The 15,906-nt window shown below is 68.8% G+C and carries 16 protein-coding genes; 6 read left to right on the forward strand and 10 right to left on the reverse strand.

The window, feature by feature from the left end; all coding sequences use genetic code 11:
- Positions 1–9: 9 nt before the first annotated feature.
- Positions 10–1,890, reverse strand: coding sequence for an ABC transporter ATP-binding protein (locus ACR5MH_RS10280; protein ID WP_431349385.1), 1,881 nt, complete (start codon positions 1,888–1,890; stop codon positions 10–12).
- 259 nt (positions 1,891–2,149) lie between these two features.
- On the opposite strand from ACR5MH_RS10280, the gene ACR5MH_RS10285 reads away from it, so the two are divergent.
- From ACR5MH_RS10285 to ACR5MH_RS10305, 5 genes are all read left to right on the forward strand, one after another.
- Complete coding sequence (locus ACR5MH_RS10285; RefSeq protein ID WP_431347122.1) at positions 2,150–3,442, forward strand: ABC transporter substrate-binding protein; 1,293 nt, start codon at positions 2,150–2,152, stop codon at positions 3,440–3,442.
- 82 nt (positions 3,443–3,524) lie between these two features.
- Positions 3,525–4,559: a carbohydrate ABC transporter permease gene (locus ACR5MH_RS10290; protein WP_431347123.1), complete on the forward strand. Its 1,035-nt coding sequence runs from the start codon at positions 3,525–3,527 to the stop codon at positions 4,557–4,559.
- Between the two features lie 127 nt (positions 4,560–4,686).
- The gene (locus ACR5MH_RS10295) at positions 4,687–5,469 is read left to right on the forward strand and encodes a carbohydrate ABC transporter permease (protein WP_433862566.1); all 783 of its coding nucleotides are present in this window, start codon (positions 4,687–4,689) and stop codon (positions 5,467–5,469) included.
- A gap of 4 nt (positions 5,470–5,473) precedes the next feature.
- Positions 5,474–5,710, forward strand: a complete 237-nt coding sequence (locus ACR5MH_RS10300; protein ID WP_431347124.1) for a hypothetical protein — start codon at positions 5,474–5,476, stop codon at positions 5,708–5,710.
- 10 nt (positions 5,711–5,720) lie between these two features.
- A complete protein-coding gene (locus tag ACR5MH_RS10305; protein WP_433862567.1) occupies positions 5,721–6,728 on the forward strand; it encodes a LacI family DNA-binding transcriptional regulator in 1,008 nt (335 codons plus the stop codon).
- Between the two features lie 239 nt (positions 6,729–6,967).
- Here the strand turns inward: ACR5MH_RS10305 and ACR5MH_RS10310 are convergent, their stop codons facing one another.
- Both ACR5MH_RS10310 and ACR5MH_RS10315 read right to left on the reverse strand, forming a co-directional pair.
- The gene (locus tag ACR5MH_RS10310; RefSeq protein ID WP_431347126.1) at positions 6,968–8,206 is read right to left on the reverse strand and encodes an MFS transporter; all 1,239 of its coding nucleotides are present in this window, start codon (positions 8,204–8,206) and stop codon (positions 6,968–6,970) included.
- A 59-nt stretch (positions 8,207–8,265) separates the two neighbouring features.
- Positions 8,266–8,766 carry a MarR family winged helix-turn-helix transcriptional regulator gene (locus ACR5MH_RS10315; RefSeq protein ID WP_433862568.1) on the reverse strand — a complete coding sequence of 167 codons (501 nt, stop codon included), beginning with the start codon at positions 8,764–8,766 and terminating at the stop codon, positions 8,266–8,268.
- Between the two features lie 77 nt (positions 8,767–8,843).
- Here ACR5MH_RS10315 and ACR5MH_RS10320 point away from each other — a divergent pair, with 77 nt between their 5' ends.
- The gene (locus ACR5MH_RS10320; protein WP_431347128.1) at positions 8,844–10,292 is read left to right on the forward strand and encodes an amino acid permease; all 1,449 of its coding nucleotides are present in this window, start codon (positions 8,844–8,846) and stop codon (positions 10,290–10,292) included.
- Here the strand turns inward: ACR5MH_RS10320 and ACR5MH_RS10325 are convergent.
- The 7 genes from ACR5MH_RS10325 to ACR5MH_RS10355 form a co-directional block, all read right to left on the reverse strand.
- Entirely contained in the window at positions 10,247–10,927 is a 681-nt protein-coding gene (locus ACR5MH_RS10325) for a class I SAM-dependent DNA methyltransferase (protein ID WP_433862569.1), read from the reverse strand. The genes ACR5MH_RS10320 and ACR5MH_RS10325 overlap by 46 nt on opposite strands.
- A 67-nt stretch (positions 10,928–10,994) precedes the next feature.
- The gene (locus ACR5MH_RS10330; protein WP_431347130.1) at positions 10,995–11,132 is read right to left on the reverse strand and encodes a hypothetical protein; all 138 of its coding nucleotides are present in this window, start codon (positions 11,130–11,132) and stop codon (positions 10,995–10,997) included.
- Between the two features lie 234 nt (positions 11,133–11,366).
- Positions 11,367–11,756 carry a 50S ribosomal protein L7/L12 gene (gene rplL, locus ACR5MH_RS10335; protein ID WP_185278456.1) on the reverse strand — a complete coding sequence of 130 codons (390 nt, stop codon included), beginning with the start codon at positions 11,754–11,756 and terminating at the stop codon, positions 11,367–11,369.
- A gap of 52 nt (positions 11,757–11,808) precedes the next feature.
- Entirely contained in the window at positions 11,809–12,324 is a 516-nt protein-coding gene (gene rplJ, locus ACR5MH_RS10340) for a 50S ribosomal protein L10 (RefSeq protein ID WP_369960998.1), read from the reverse strand.
- Positions 12,325–12,445: 121 nt separating this feature from the next.
- Positions 12,446–13,360 (reverse strand): alpha/beta fold hydrolase, encoded by a 915-nt coding sequence (locus ACR5MH_RS10345; RefSeq protein ID WP_433862570.1) that lies wholly within the window; start codon positions 13,358–13,360, stop codon positions 12,446–12,448.
- Positions 13,357–15,087 carry a sensor histidine kinase gene (locus ACR5MH_RS10350; protein ID WP_431347132.1) on the reverse strand — a complete coding sequence of 577 codons (1,731 nt, stop codon included), beginning with the start codon at positions 15,085–15,087 and terminating at the stop codon, positions 13,357–13,359. Before ACR5MH_RS10350 ends, ACR5MH_RS10345 begins: the two co-directional genes overlap by 4 nt.
- Positions 15,084–15,854, reverse strand: a complete 771-nt coding sequence (locus tag ACR5MH_RS10355; RefSeq protein WP_431347133.1) for a response regulator transcription factor — start codon at positions 15,852–15,854, stop codon at positions 15,084–15,086. The genes ACR5MH_RS10350 and ACR5MH_RS10355 overlap by 4 nt, the downstream gene beginning before the upstream one ends.
- Positions 15,855–15,906: the final 52 nt, after the last annotated feature.

Consider the following 15,906-nt stretch of genomic DNA (forward strand, 5'->3'; position numbering starts at 1 on the left):
GGGCGCGCGTCAGTCGCGGTCGAGGAGGGCGGTCTCGGTCTGCTCGAGGTAGAGGCGCGCGTAGACGCCGCCCATGTCCAGCAGCTCGCGGTGCGTCCCGCGCTCGACCACCTGGCCGTGATCGATCACGAAGATGACGTCCGCGGCGACGATCGTCGACAGCCGGTGCGCGATCGCGATGGTGGTGCGGCCCCGGGAGGCCGTGTCGAGCGCCTGCTGCACCACCCGTTCCGAGATGGTGTCGAGCGCGCTCGTCGCCTCGTCGAGGATGAGCACCTCCGGGTCCTTCAGCAGCACCCGGGCGATCGCGATGCGCTGCTTCTCGCCGCCGGACAGCCGGTAGCCGCGCTCGCCCACGACCGTGTCGTAGCCGTCGGGGAAGCCGACGATCGTCTCGTGGATGTTCGCGCGCCTGGCCGCGGCCTCCAGCTCGTCCTGCGTCGCGTCGGGCTGCGCGTAGCGGAGGTTCTCGGCGATGGTCGCGTGGAAGAGGTAGGTCTCCTGGCTCACGACGCCGATGTGCGAGACCAGCGAGTCCTGCTGCAGCTCGCGCAGGTCGGTGTCGCCGAACAGGATGCGCCCGGAGGTCGTGTCGTAGAAGCGCGGGATGAGGTAGCTCACCGTCGTCTTGCCCGCGCCGCTCGGCCCGACGAACGCGGCGAACTCGCCCGGCTCGATGACGAACGACACATCGTCCAGGGTGTTGCGCTCCCCTGGCCGCGCGTCCGGGTAGCGGAACACCACGTGGTCGAACTCGATGCGGCCGAGGCCGCGCCCCGGGTCGACGGGCACCGCGTCCGGACGGTCGGCGATGGCCGGCTTCAGGTCGAGGTACTCGAAGATCCGCGCGAACAGCGCGCCGGAGGTCTGCAGGTCGAGCGCCACCCGCATGAGCGCCAGCAGCGGGAACAGCAGCCGCGCCTGCACGGTCGTGAACGCGACGATCGTTCCGGCGGTGATGTCGGTCGCCCCGCCGAGGATCAGCCAGCCGGAGACCAGGTAGACGATCGCCGGGATGGACGACAGGAAGATGTTCACCATCGCGAAGAACCACTGCCCGCTCATCGACTGCGACACCTGCAGCCGGATCTGGGTGCGGTTCTCGTCCGAGTAGCGCTCGGTCTCGGCCTGCTGCCGGTTGAAGCTCTTGGAGAGCAGGATGCCGGACACGCTCAGGGTCTCCTGCGTGATCGCGGTCATGTCCGACAGCGACTCCTGCGTCCGGGTCGCGATCCGCGCGCGCACCTGGCCGACCCGGCGCTGGGCGATCACCAGGATGGGCATCAGGATGACCGCGACGATGGTCAGCTGCCAGTTGAGCAGCAGCATCGCCACCAGCGCGGCGATCACCGTCACCGTGTTGCCGAGGATGCTCGACATCGTGTTGGTGAGCACGTTGGCGACGCCGCCGACGTCGTTCTGCAGCCGCGACTGGATGATGCCGGTCTTGGTCTTGGTGAAGAAGCTCAGCTCCATCGACTGCAGGTGCGAGAACAGCCGCACCCGCAGCGCGCCCATCACCTTGTTGCCGACCGAGGAGGTCAGGTAGGTCTGCCAGACGCCGAGCAGCGCGGACCCGACGAACACCACGATCATCACCACGACGATCTCGACCAGCACCGGCATGTCCGGCCTGCCGGACTTCGGGAAGAGCCCCTGGTCGAAGGCGCGCTGGGTGAGCAGCGGCGGAACGACGGAAAGCGCCGCGCCGATGAGCACCAGCACCATCGTCGTGATGATCGCGGCCTTGTGCGCGGCGAACAGCGACACGATCCGGCGGAACAGGTGCGGGATGCGCGGGGCCTCCGCGTTCAGCGCCCGCTGCGCCGCCGCGTCGCCGCCGCTGACCCGGGAGCGCATGCCACCGCCGCCTCCGCCCATGCCACGCATTCCGCTCACGAGGAAAGCCTACGTCGGCGCCGGAAGCACGGTCGCCGGGTCGGTTACGCCGTCGGAGGAACGACCGCGCGGGAAGGTGCGTCCCGGGGTTCGACGGCGGGAGCCGCCGTGACCGAATCGCAATGCAAGCGCTTGACGTAAACGCTTGCACAGATTGCATCCCCGGAGTACCTTGAGCCCGGGCGCACCCGCGCCTGCACCAAGAGCACCACGCTCAACATCGAGCACCACTAGCTCAACGAGGAGTGAAATGAAAGCAGCACGTCTCGCCGTGATCGCAGGGGTCGCCATCGCCGGCATGGCCCTCGCGGGATGCACCGGCGGCGGTTCAGGATCCGGAGGAAGCGCGGGCGGCGACGCCGGCGCGAACCTCGACAGCAAAGGCCCCATCACCTACGTGCAGGGCAAGGACAACTCGAACGTCGTCCGCCCCCTGGTCGACAAGTGGAACGCAGCACACCCCAGCGAGAAGGTCACCTTCAAGGAGCAGACCGACCAGGCCGACCAGCAGCACGACGACCTGGTGCAGCACTTCCAGGCGAAGGACCCGAACTACGACGTCGTCGATGTCGACGTCGTGTGGACGGGCGAGTTCGCGGCGAAGGGCTGGCTCCAGCCTCTGACCGGCAACCTCAAGATGGACAACTCGAAGCTGCTCGCGCCGACCGTCAAGTCGGGCACCTACAACGGCACGCAGTACGCGGCCCCGCAGACTTCCGACGGCGGCATCCTGTACTACCGCAAGGATCTCGTCCCCACACCGCCCAAGACCTGGGCCGACATGCTCAAGGACTGCGACATCGCCAAGGCGAAGGGCATCGGCTGCTACGCCGGTCAGTTCGCCCAGTACGAGGGCCTGACGGTGAACGTGGCCGAGGCCATCAACACCAACGGCGGCACCATCGTCGGCGACGACGGCAAGACCGTCACGGTCGACAGCTCGCAGGCCAACGCGGGTCTGACCCGCCTGGTGGACGGCTTCAAGAACGGCCAGATCCCGGCCGAGGCCATCACGTACCAGGAGGAGCAGGGCCGCCAGGCGTTCGAGGCCGGCAAGCTGATGTTCCTGCGCAACTGGCCGTACGTCTACAACCTGGCCAAGACCGACGGTTCGTCCACGGTGAAGGACACCTTCGGCATCGCACCGCTGCCGGGCGTCAGCGCCGACAAGCCGGGCGTGTCCAGCCTGGGCGGTCACAACGCCGCCATCAGCGTCTACAGCAAGCACAAGGCGACCGCGTTCGCGTTCCTGAAGTTCCTGCAGAGCGAAGAGACCCAGAAGTTCTTCGTGACGCAGGGCTCCCTCGCGCCGGTGCTGTCCTCGCTGTACAGCGACCCGGGCCTGAACAGCCAGCTGCCCTACCTGTCCACCCTGAAGACGTCGATCGAGAACGCGGTCCCGCGTCCCGTGTCGCCGTTCTACCCGGCCATCACCAAGGCCGTTCAGGACAACGCCTACGCCGCCCTGAAGGGCGACAAGTCGGTCGACCAGGCGCTCAAGGACATGTCGGCGGCCATCAAGACCGCGAGCGCGGGCCAGTAGAGCCCATCACGGTCGCCGGGCGGCGGGACCTCTCCCGCCGCCCGGCTCCACACACTTCCCGCTTTCCTCCCGGAGGCAGCACATGTCAACGTCGAACGTCGTCGCCCCCTCATCCACGAAGAACAGGCCACCTGAGCAGCGCGCCGGCGTCAAGCACGTCCACCGCCAGCAGAGCCGCTGGGCCCTCTACCTGATCCTCCCCACGATCGTTCTGCTCGCCGTCGTGATCGGCTACCCGATCGTGAGCGCCATCGTGATGTCCTTCCAGAAGGACGCGGGCCTCGATCCCGCGACCGGCCTGTTCGTGCAGGGCGGCTTCGCCGGCTTCCAGAACTACGCCCACTGGCTGTTCCAGCAGTGCGCCGGCCCGAACGGGACCACGGTCTCGTGCCCGCCCGGAAACCTCGGCTCCACCTTCTGGAGCGCCGTCGGGGTCACCTTCTTCTTCACGGTCACCACCGTGATCCTGGAGACCATCCTCGGTCTCTGGTTCGCGCTCATCATGAACCGCGCCTTCCGCGGCCGCGGCTTCGTCCGTGCCGCCATCCTCATCCCGTGGGCGATCCCCACCGCCGTCACCGCGAAGCTGTGGTTTTTCATCTTCTCGGTCGCCGGTGTCGCCAACGCCGTGCTCAGCACGCACATCCTCTGGACGAGCGATGAATGGGCATCCCGGTTCGCGGTCATCATCGCCGACACCTGGAAGACGACGCCGTTCATGGCGCTCCTCATCCTGGCCGGCCTCCAGATCATCCCGGAGGACGTCTACGAGGCGGCGAAGATGGACGGCGCGAGCACCTGGCAGCGGTTCTGGCGGGTCACGATGCCCCTGCTGAGGCCGGCGCTGATGGTCGCGGTCCTGTTCCGCGTGCTCGACGCGCTGCGCATCTACGACCTCCCGCAGATCCTGACGGGCGGCGGCGGAGGCACCGGCCATGCGACGACGACACTGTCCATCCTCGTGGTCGATCAGATCAGGCAGGGCTTCAACAGCGCTGCCGCCCTCTCCACCATCACATTCATCCTGATCTTCCTGGTCGCGTTCATCTTCGTGCGGTTCCTCGGCACGAACGTGGTGCGAACGCAGGAGACGCAAGCGAAGGGAGCAAAGGGATGACCACCGTCGCCGGCCCCGCATCGGCCACCGCGGAGGCGAACGCCCTCCCCGGACCCGCACGAAGAACCGCAGCAAGCAGCGCAACAGGAACCAGAGCCTCCGCACCGGCATCCAGGCGATCGTCGTCGTGCTCTGGTGTCTGCTCCCGTTCTACTGGATGGTCGTCACCTCGTTCCGCGAAGTCGGGTACACGAGCGACAACACCCCGTGGTTCACGCACGTGACACTCGACAACTACGCGACGGCGCTCTCCACCAAGCTCGGGAACAACCTCCCCGGCGCGTTGCTGAACTCGCTGTTGATCGGCGTCTGCGTGACGCTGATCTCGCTCGTCGTCGGCATCTTCGCGTCGTACGCGCTCGCACGCCTCGACTTCAAGTTCAAGGGCGTCATCCTCGGGATCATCCTGGCCGCCTCGATGTTCCCGGGCGTCGCGCTCATCACCCCGCTGTTCCAGCTGTTCACGAACATCGGGTGGATGGGCACCTACCAGGCGCTGATCATTCCGGAGATCTCGTTCGCCCTCCCGCTGACCGTCTACACGCTCGTCTCGTTCTTCCGCGAGATGCCGTGGGACCTGGAGGAGGCTGCCCGCATCGACGGCTGCACGCAGGCGCAGGCGTTCCGCAAGATCATCCTGCCGCTGGCGGCGCCCGCGGTGTTCACGACCGCGATCCTGGCGTTCATCTCCTCGTGGAACGAGTTCCTGATCTCCAGCCAGCTCTCGAGCGACAGGACGCAGCCGGTGACGGTCGCCATCGCGTCCTTCACCGGGAGCCAGCCGCACCAGGAGCCGTACACGGCCATCATGGCGGCCGGTACGATCGTGACCGTCCCGCTCATCATCCTGGTGCTGATCTTCCAGCGCCGGATCGTCGCGGGCCTCACGGCCGGTGGAGTGAAGGGCTGAGCGGATGCGAAGGAACGACCCGAAGGAGTTCGTCGACCTCGGACTGGGGTTCGTCGGCTTCTTCGCGGTCGTCTTCGTGATCATCACCGCCTCCTGCGAGCTCACCGGGCAGCCCGCGCTCACGTGGGCTCTGGTCTCGCTCGTGCTCGTGGTCGTCTTCATCCTTCTGCTGCAGGCGCGGCGCCGCATCCACGCGTCGCGCCTGCGGGCAGAGGAAGCGCGAGCGGGCCAGGACTCCTGACGGGGGAAGCATGGCAGGAATCGAGGAGGTCGCGCGCGCGACCGGGGTCTCAACCGCGACGGTCTCGCGCGCGCTACGGGGCCTCCCCAACGTCTCTGACACGACGCGGGCTGCGGTCCGCCGCGCCGCGGACGAGTTGGGCTACGTCGCGTCGTCCAGCGCGTCCGGGCTCGCCAGCGGCCGCACCCTGGCGCTCGGGGTGGTCGTGCCGTCGGTCAGCCGGTGGTTCTACACCCAGGTGCTGGAGGGCGTCGACGCGGAGCTGCGATCGGCCAGCTACGACATGATCCTGTTCAACCTGGGGGGCCACCGCGGCGACCGGGAGCGGGTCTTCCACCGCAGCATCCTCCGCAAGCGCACGGACGCACTGCTGGCGCTGTGCCTCGACTTCACGCCCGACGAGCGCGAGCAGCTCGCGTCGCTCGGGCACCCGACCATCGTGGTCGGCGGACCGGTCAAGGGGCTGCGCAGTGTCGGGATCGACGAGAAGGCGACGGCGAAGGAGGCCACGAACCACCTGATCGGCCTCGGCCACACCGAGATCGCTCATCTGGGAGGCGAGGACGAGGAAGGCCTCAACAGCAACGTGCCCGCCGGAAGGCTGCGCGGCTTCGAGAAGGCCATGCGGGCGGCGCACCTCCCTGTGCGGCCGGAGTGGGTCATCCCCGGCGGGTTCTCCCTGCCCGAGGGCCGCGCCGCGATGAACAGGCTGCTCGACCGGCCTGGCCCGCGGCCGACGGCCGTGTTCGCCGGTTCGGACGAGATGGCGATGGGCGCCATCCTCGCCGCGGGCGACCACGGCCTGCGCGTGCCGGACGACCTCTCGGTCATCGGCATCGACGACCACGACTTCTCGGAGTGCTTCGGGCTCACGACGATGGCGCAGAGCCCGTTCGAGCAGGGGGCGGTGGCCACGCGCATCCTCCTGGACGAGTTGGGCGGCGGTGAGCCGCGGGTCGGCTCGGTGCGCTCATCCGCGCACCTGGTGGTGCGCACGTCGACCGCGCCGCCGCGCTGAACCTGCGAGTTCGTACACGCGTCCGACAAACCGTTGCGGATTTTCGCGAATCCGGTCGGATATGAACGCTCAGCGCCTCGCGATCTGAAACAATAGGTCGTGCGGCCGTTGGCCGATCGCGCCTTTCGGGTAGGCACGATCGACCGCCGACAGTCCGTCCGTACCGACGCTTCGGCGCGTACGGGAAGAGCCGCCCTGACTAGGACAGGGCGGCTCTTCACTTTTGAACCGGTTCAGGCTCAGTCCGCATCCGCGAGCGCCAGCACTTCGGCCTCCTGCTCCGGCGTCTCCTGCGGGGCGTCGACGCGCTTGAGGTGCTTGTGGCCGAGCATGACCAGGGCGACGGCGATCAGGACAGAGACGGCTCCGGCGTAGAACGGGGTCGACCGCGCGAACAGGCCCGCCAGAAGCGTCGCCGCGGGCGGGGCGATCGCGCCACCGAGGAACCGGACGCCGGAGTATGCGCTCGACGCGACAGAGCGAGGGAGGTCGGTGGCCTCCATCACGCACTCGGTCAGGACCGTGTTCAGGATGCCGAGCAGCAGACCGCCGACGATCACGCACACGATCAGCGCGGCCAGCGATCCCACCAGCAGACCGGCCGCGGCGAGGTCCAGAGCCAGCAGCGGCATGATCAGCCACAGCACGCGGGTCCGCGGCAGCCGCGCGGTGAGCAGCGGCGCGACCCACACCGACGTGATCGCGAGGGCGACACCCCAGCCGAAGAAGATCAGGCCGAGCGTGATCGCAGACGTGACGCCGAGGTCGGCGAGGGCGAACGGTGTGTACGCCAGCAGGACGAAGAACCCGATGTTGTAGAACAGCGCCGCGGCGGCCAGGAACCCGAGGGCCGGCCGGCGGAGGGCGCGGAACGGGGCGGAGAGCTTCGTCGGTACGGGCTTGTCGAGGTTCTTCTTGAGCATCACCACGATCGCGATGAAGCCGATGGCCATCAGGGTCGCGGTGCCGAAGAACGGCCCGCGCCAGCTCCAGCTTCCGAGCAGGCCGCCGAGCAGCGGGCCGATGGCGATGCCCAGACCCAGCGCGGCCTCGTAGAGGATGATCGCCGCCGACGTCCCGCCCGCCGCGGCTCCGACGATGGTGGCGAGCGCCGTGGAGATGAAGAGGGCGTTACCGAGGCCCCAGCCGGCACGGAAGCCGATGATCGACCACACGTTCTGCGACAGCCCTGCTGCGAGCGCGAACACCACGATCAGCGCGAGGCCGATCAGCAGGGTGCGCTTGGCGCCGATGCGGCTGGAGATCCAGCTCGTGAAGAACATCGCCACACCTGTGATGAGCAGGTAGCTCGTGAAGAGCATCTCGGTCTGGGTCGGGGTCGCCTGCAGGCTCGCGGCGATGGCCGGGAGGATCGGGTCGACGAGGCCGATGCCCATGAAGGCGATGACCGACGCGAACGCGACGGCCCAGACGGCGGTCGGCTGCTTGAGGATGTTGTCCGGCTTCTGATGGGACATGGACGAGTGAGGCCTCCTAGGTCTGTGCGGTGAGAAGAGTGAACGGTGAGGTGAAATCCTCAGCGGCCGTCGACGGCGGCCGACGCCGCGGTGGAGAGGTCGACGCGGGACGCGATGATCTCGACGGTGGCCTGCATGGCGGCCAGCTCGTCGTCGCGGAGGTCGGCGAACATGGGCACGAGGGCCTCGGAGAGGGTGTCGCGCCAGTCCTGGAGCGCCTCGGCGCCCTTCGCGGTGATCGCGATCTGCCAGGCGCGGGCATCGTCCACGTCGGCGATGCGCTTGACCCACTCCGAATCGACGAGGTTGCGCACAAGCTTGGTCATCGTCGGCTGGGACACGCGGCTCTGGGAGGCGAGCTCGCCGAGCCGCATCGCACCGACGGTCTGCAGAACACTGAGCGTCCGCCAGGTCGCCGGGGATTCGGTGCTGCCCGTGACGCGCGCGGCCAGCCGGGTGAGACGGTGGCTCGCGACGACGAGGTCGCCGAGAGTGTGGCGGAGCTGAGCGGTGTCTGCAATGGTGTTCGAGCTGATGCCGGCGGGCAGGGTCTTGGTCACGGTGACAAGCATATATAGCCGGACTATATAAATCAAGCCGGCTCAAAATCTCACACATCACCTGGTTGAATCTCCGAATGACCTCAACCGATCCGGCCGGCGACGGCACCTATCACAAGGGCCTCAAGCGACGCCACATCCAGATGATCGCCATCGGCGGCGCGATCGGGACCGGGCTCTTCCTCGGGGCCGGAGGACGCCTCAACTCCGGCGGCCCGGGCCTGCTCGTCGTGTACGCGGTCTGCGGAGTGTTCGCCTACCTCATCCTGCGCGCGCTCGGCGAGCTCATCCTGCACCGTCCGGACTCCGGCTCGTTCGTGTCGTACGCGCGCGAGTTCTTCGGCGAGAAACTCGCGTTCGTGACCGGCTGGATGTACTGGATGTACTGGGGCATGATCGGAATCGTCGATGTGACGGCGGTCGCCCTCTACATGCACTTCTTCGGCAAGTACGTCCCGGTCCTGGCCGAGATCCCGCAGTGGGTGTTCGCGCTGATCGCCCTCACGGTGGTGCTGCTGCTCAACCTGCTCTCGGTGAAGGTGTTCGGCGAGCTGGAGTTCTGGTTCGCGCTGATCAAGGTCGTCGCGCTCGTCGCGTTCCTCGCGATCGGCGTCGCCTTCGTCGTGTGGGGCACTCCGGTCGACGGCCGCACGCCGGGCTTCGCGCTGCTCGTCGACCACGGCGGCCTCATCCCCAACGGGCTGCTGCCGCTCGTCCTCGTCGTCCCCGGCGTCCTCTTCGCCTACGGAGCGATCGAGCTCATCGGCACAGCCGCCGGCGAGACCGAGGACCCGCAGAAGACCATGCCGCGCGCGATCAACACCATCCTGGTGCGCATCCTGCTGTTCTATGTGGGATCGGTGCTGCTGCTCTCCCTGCTCCTCCCCTACACGGCCTACCGCAAGGACGAGAGTCCGTTCGTCACGTTCTTCTCCTCGATCGGCGTCGACGGCGCCGACGCGATCATGAACCTCGTCGTCCTGACCGCGGCGCTCTCGTCACTCAACGCGGGCCTCTACTCGACCGGCCGGATCGCCCGGACGCTGGCCCTGCGCGGTGCGGCGCCGCGGTTCGCGCTGCGGATGAACAAAGGCGGCGTCCCCTACGGCGGCATCCTCATCACGGGCGCCGTCGCGCTCGTCGGCGTCGCCCTGAACCTGGTCGTGCCGGGCGACGCGTTCGAGATCGGGATCAACCTGACCTCCATCGCGATGCTGTGGGTCTGGGCGATCATCGTGATCTGCCAGCTCAAGCTGCGGTTCCTCGCCGACGCCGGCCGGCTGACGAGGCCGTCGTTCCGGATGCCGGGGGCCCCGTTCACCAGTTACCTGACGCTCGGCTTCCTCGTCACGGTCGCGCTGCTCATCCTGTTCGACTGGCCGATGGGCACGATCACGTTCGGCGCGGCCGTGGTGGTCATGGTGCCGCTGCTGGTGGCGGGCTGGTTCCTGGTGCGCGGCCGGGTGCGAGCGCACGCGGCTCAGGAGGCGGCTGCCGCCTCGGAGGCGGAGTCCGCCGTGCGCTGAGCCAGCAGGAACGCCTGACGCGACTTCTCCGGAGCCACCGGCTCCCGGACGAGCTCGGCTCGCAGGGTGAAGCCGGCCTCCGCTAGCCTCGCCTTCACGCGTGCGGGCGACTGCCGCCGGGTGCGCAGGTCGAGCTCGTGACCGTAGGCCTGACGGAGGTGCACGACGTCCTCGTCGCCCTGCTCGCTCACCTGGAACGCCAGCAGCAGCCGGCCTCCCGGGCGGATCACGCGGGCGAACTCGGCGAACACGGCGTCCTGCCGATCCTGCGGGATGTGGATGATCGAGTACCAGGCCAGCGCACCGGCGAGCTCGCCGTCGCGGAACGGCAGGGCCGCCATCGACGCCACCTCGAACGGGATCCCGGGGTGGCCGCGCCGAGCGACGTCGATCATCCCGGGCGACAGGTCGACGCCGCGCACCTCGACGCCGATGCCGGCGAGGAACCCGGAGACGCGGCCGGGACCGCAGCCGATGTCCGCCACCGCTCCCCCGCCGTCGGCGGCGACCTGCTCGGCGAAGGCCGCAAGCATCGCCCGCTCCACGGGGAGCTTCTCGAGCTCTCCCTGCAGCAGCGCCGCGTAGTCCTCGGCCACCCGGTCATAGGCGACTCGCGCCTCGTGCTCACTGTCCACCGTCCGACCCTAGGACGTCGAAACGCCCCCATCCGCGCAGGACGGGGGCGTTTCGTGTGGGTTCGGTTTACCGCAGGTACCGGTCGTACAGGAGGGTCCTGCGGCACAGATCCGGCGGGTGGGCGCCGCTGTCGCGGTCGTCACCGTGCAGGAGCGCGGCCCCGAGTCCGCGCAGGGTGGAGGCGAGCTTGCGCCAGGTATTCATCGTGGTCTCTTCTTCCGGTTGTGCGTCCTTGCACACCGATGCACGCGGGCAGGCGCGATCGGACGCTCTGGTGGGACGAGCGTCCGCGCCGCGAACCTTCGCAGTTAAACCGCGAAGGGCGCCGCCCCGTTACGGGGGCGACGCCCTCCACAACGCGGAACACTCTGTTACAGAAGGAGTCCGCGTCGCGTGGCTGATCAGCCTGCGGTAGAAGAAGCCCCGATGGGGCGGCTACTACTTGAGGGTGATGGTGGCGCCAGCCTCTTCGAGCTGAGCCTTCGCCTTCTCGGCGGTCTCCTTGTTGGCGCCTTCGAGCACGGTGCTCGGAGCGCCGTCAACGAGGGCCTTCGCCTCACCGAGGCCGAGGCTGGTGAGGGCGCGCACCTCCTTGATGACCTGGATCTTCTTGTCACCGGCGGCCTCGAGGACGACGTCGAACGAGTCCTTCTCCTCGACCTCTTCGGCAGCGGCACCCGCGCCACCGGCGGCCGGGGCGGCCACGGCGACGGGAGCGGCGGCGGTGACCTCGAAGGTCTCCTCGAACTTCTTCACGAACTCGCTGAGCTCAATGAGCGTGAGCTCCTTGAAGGCGTCGAGCAGCTCGTCAGTCGACAGCTTTGCCATGATTTTCTCCTTAGTGTGTGTGGTTACTCACCGCGCGCTGATCCGGGAAGGATCAGGCAGCGGACTCCTGCTTCTCACGCAGCGCGTCGACCGTGCGAACGGCCTTCGACAGCGGTGCGTTGAACAGATATGCGGCTCCGAACAGCGAGGCCTTGAAGGCGCCGGCCAGCTTGGCCAGCAGAACCTCACGGGACTCGAGGTCGGCGAGCTTGCCTACCTCTTCTGCGGTCAGCGGGTTACCGTCGAAGTAACCGCCCTTGACCACCAGCAGAGGGTTTGCCTTGGTGAAGTCACGCAGAGCCTTCGCGACGGCGACAGGGTCGCCGTGCACGAACGCGATCGCGGACGGCCCGACCAGTTCCTCGTCGAACGACGAGATTCCCTGGTTGTTGGCCGCGATCTTGGTCAGCGTGTTCTTCACCACGGCGTACGTCGCGTGCTCACTGATGGACTTGCGCAGCGTCTTGAGCTGAGCAACAGTGAGACCGCGGTACTCGGTCAGCAGAACGGCGGTCGAGCTCTCGAACAGTCCTTCGAGCTCGGCGACCGTGGCTTCCTTGTTCGCCATGGCTACTCCTCGGTTGTCTTCTCGCACACCGCGGGAGCGGTGTACGCCTCGACCGCGGGCAAAGAAAAAGCTCCGGCGCAGACGCACGGAGCTCGACTCGCAGAGTACTGCGGGAATCACTTCACACACCTGCGCGGGCCCCTACCTGAGTAGTTCTTCGGACATGCAAGCATGTCGACCAGCGGTCTTCGGCTCCGTCAAGGGTACGGGATGGGGCGCGTCGCACGCAAATCCGCCCTTCCGCGGTGCGTGTCGGTCCCTGCGCGGTGGGCGCGCAGGAAGTCCCCACGTCGCGCCCGAACCGTGGATGCAGTGCGACGCCGGCGTGGGAACGATTGAGGTAGACCACGTGCGAGGCGCGCGGGAGCCCGTGGGCCGTCTCCGCAGCGAGCTGCAGAGGATAGAAGAAGTCACGGCCGCCGGAGACGACCAGCGCGGGAGCGGAGACGCGCGACAGCCGGTCGCGGACGTCGAAGCCATCCTCTGCCTCCACGAGGGCGCGCAGCCCCTGCGGGTCCGCCGGACCGGGCAGCAGCCGGGTGACCAGCCGGACGACCGGGGCCAGCAGCGGGGAGTCCATCGTCGCCACGGCGAGCTCGGACGTCGCGCCCTTGTCGCCCGCGCTGAGGAGGTCCGCGTAGCGGCGCTGGGCCGCCCTGCCGTTCGCGCCGAGGGTCGCGGCCCCCGCCGCGACCACGAGGGAGCTCACCAGGTCGGGGTGGTCGACGGCGAGCTGGAGGGCGATGCTGGCGCCCGTGGAGACCCCCATGATCGCCGCGGGTGTCCGGAACCGGCTGCGCAGCATCACGGCGTAGAGGTCGGCGACCTCCGCCATCGTGGCGCCCGGCGCGAGGCGCGCCGGGCGGCCGACGGCGTGCACGCGGTGGGTGCGCGCCGGGCCGGAGACGATGAGGCGCTCGGTCAGCGCATCCAGCCCGCGGGCGCGGCCGGGCTCGGACGGCAGGCCGCGCAGGAACACCAGCGGCGGGGCGGCGGGGTCGCCGTACGCGACCGTGGGCAGGACGGTCCCGGTCACTCCCGGTCCGCTCGCTCGGGGGCGTTCTCGGGGGCGAGCGGGTTCTCAACGCCGAGCGCGTTCTCAGGGGCGAGCACGTTCTCAGGGGCGAGCGCGTTCTGGGGTGCGGGCGCGCTATCTGCCTCCACCGCTGTCTCCTCGACCGTCGCGGCAGGGAGGGCGGCCGCCTCCTGGGGGTGATCCCCCGCCAGCGGCAGCCGCACCGTGAACACCGTGCTGCCCGGCTCGCTGGCCACGGTGACCGTGCCGCCGTGCGCCTCCACCACCGCGGAGACGATCGCGAGGCCGAGGCCGGTCGATCCGGTCGCCCGGTTGCGGCTGCTGTCGCCGCGGGCGAAACGCTCGAACAGCGTCGACCGGAGGTTCCCGGGGATGCCGGGGCCGTCGTCCGACACCGTGACCACGGCCTCCCGGGCGGCGGTGTCCACGGCGAGCGCCGCGACCACGTTGGTGCCCTCCGGCGTGTGGACGCGGGCGTTCGCGAGCAGGTTCATGACCACCTGGTGCAGGCGCGGGGCGTCGCCCAGCACCTCGACCGGCTCCTCGGGCAGGTCGATGCGCCAGGTGTGGCCGGGGCCGGCGGCGTGCGCGTCGCTCAGGGCGTCGATCAGCAGCAGGGACAAGTCCACCGGGTCGCGGTCGAGCTCGCGGCCCTCGTCGAGGCGGGCCAGAAGCAGGAGGTCCTCGACCAGCGAGGTCATCCGGGTGGCCTCCGACTCGATGCGACCGAGCGAGCGGGTGACGTCCGGCGGGAGCTCGTGCGGGGAGCGCCGGGTGAGCTCGGCGTAGCCGCGGATCGAGGCCAGCGGAGTCCGCAGCTCGTGGCTGGCGTCCGCGACGAACTGGCGGACCTTCTGCTCGCTCGCCTGCCGCGCGGTCAGAGCGGACGCGACGTGGCCGAGCATCCGGTTGAGCGCGAAGCCGACCTTGCCGACCTCGGTGTGCTGGTCGGCGTCGTCCTCGGGAACCCGCACCGACAGCGCGACGTCGCCACGGTCGAGCGGCATGTGCGCCACCTGCTCGGCGGTCTCCGTGACGCGCGCGAGGGGCTTCATGGCGAGGCGCACGACGAAGCTGGCGATCAGGAACGCGAAGATCAGGCCCGCGAGGGTGACCAGCGCGATCACGATCGTGAGCTGCTGCGTGGTCGCGTTCACCTCGCTGAGCGGCAGGCCGATGATGACGCTGTCGCCGTTGTCGAGCTGCGCCGCGGCAATGCGGTACGAGCCGAGCGATTCGCCGAGGTTCACGGTACGGGGCTGGGAGTCCGCGGGCACCGTGAGCAGGGCGAGTCCGTTGATGGTGACCTGTTTGGGCCCGAGCGGCTGGTCCGTCGAGGAGGGTGACCGGTCGGACAGGATCACCGGAGGGAACAGCAGGCCGCCGTTGGAGCTGCGCACGGCGCCGAGGGTGCCGGTCGGCTGGCCGGGCGTCGTCACGACGCCCTGCGCCTCCGGCACGGTCGGGCCTCCCGCGTTGATGCGGTCGGCGGTGTGCTGGCCGCGCTGGAGGGCGCTCGTGAGCTGCTGGTCGAGCCGCTCCATGAGGTAGTTCTGCAGGGCGAGGACGCTGACGGCGCCGATCACCGTGCCGAGCACCGCGAGCATCGCCACCACGACGAGCACCACGCGGCTGCGCAGCGTCCAGGTGCGGAACGGACGGAGACCGAGGCGCCAGGCGCGCTCTCGGCCGGGGGTCGGGGCGCCCGCAGTGCGGGCAGCTGTCATTGCGCGGCCTTCACCATGTAGCCGGCGCCGCGCACGGTGTGGATCATCGGAGGGCGGCCGGCGTCGATCTTCTTGCGCAGGTAGGAGATGTAGAGCTCGACCACCGAGGAGGAGCCGCCGAAGTCGTAAGACCACACGCGGTCCAGGATCTGCGCCTTGCTGAGCACGCGGCGCGGGTTGCGCATGAGGAAGCGGAGCAGCTCGAACTCGGTCGCGGTGAGCTGGATGGGGTCGCCGTCGCGATGCACCTCGTAACTGTCCTCGTCCAGCACGAGGTCGCCGACGATGAGCACCGGGTCGTCCTGGTCCGCGACCGCTGCGCGTGACCGGCGCAGCAGGCCGCGGAGCCGGGCGACGAGCTCCTCCAGGCTGAACGGCTTCGTGACGTAGTCGTCGCCTCCGGCGGTGAGCCCGGCGATCCGGTCGTCCAGGGAGTCCTTGGCCGTGAGGAACAACACGGGTGCCTCGTTACCATCGGCGCGCATCCGGGACAGCACCTGGAGGCCGTCGATGTCCGGCAGCATGATGTCCAGCACGACCACGTCCGGCTTGAACTCGCGCGAGAGCTGCAGCGCCTGCTGGCCGTTCGACGCGGTCTTCACCTCCCAGTCCTCGTAATGCAGCGCCATCGCGAGCAGATCGGTCAGCGTCGCCTCGTCGTCGACGACGAGCACGCGGATCGAGCTGCCGTCGGCACGGCGCAGGAGGGTACGGGGCTGGCCGGAGGAGCCGGCGGCGGCACGGGTGTTGATGGTCACCTTTCCCATTATGAGGAGCGGGATTGATGGTGTCTTTGTGAAACCTATGGGAGTTCTGAGA

It is taken from the genome of Streptomyces sp. L7, assembly GCF_050990935.1.
GTDB lineage: Bacteria > Actinomycetota > Actinomycetes > Actinomycetales > Microbacteriaceae > Leifsonia.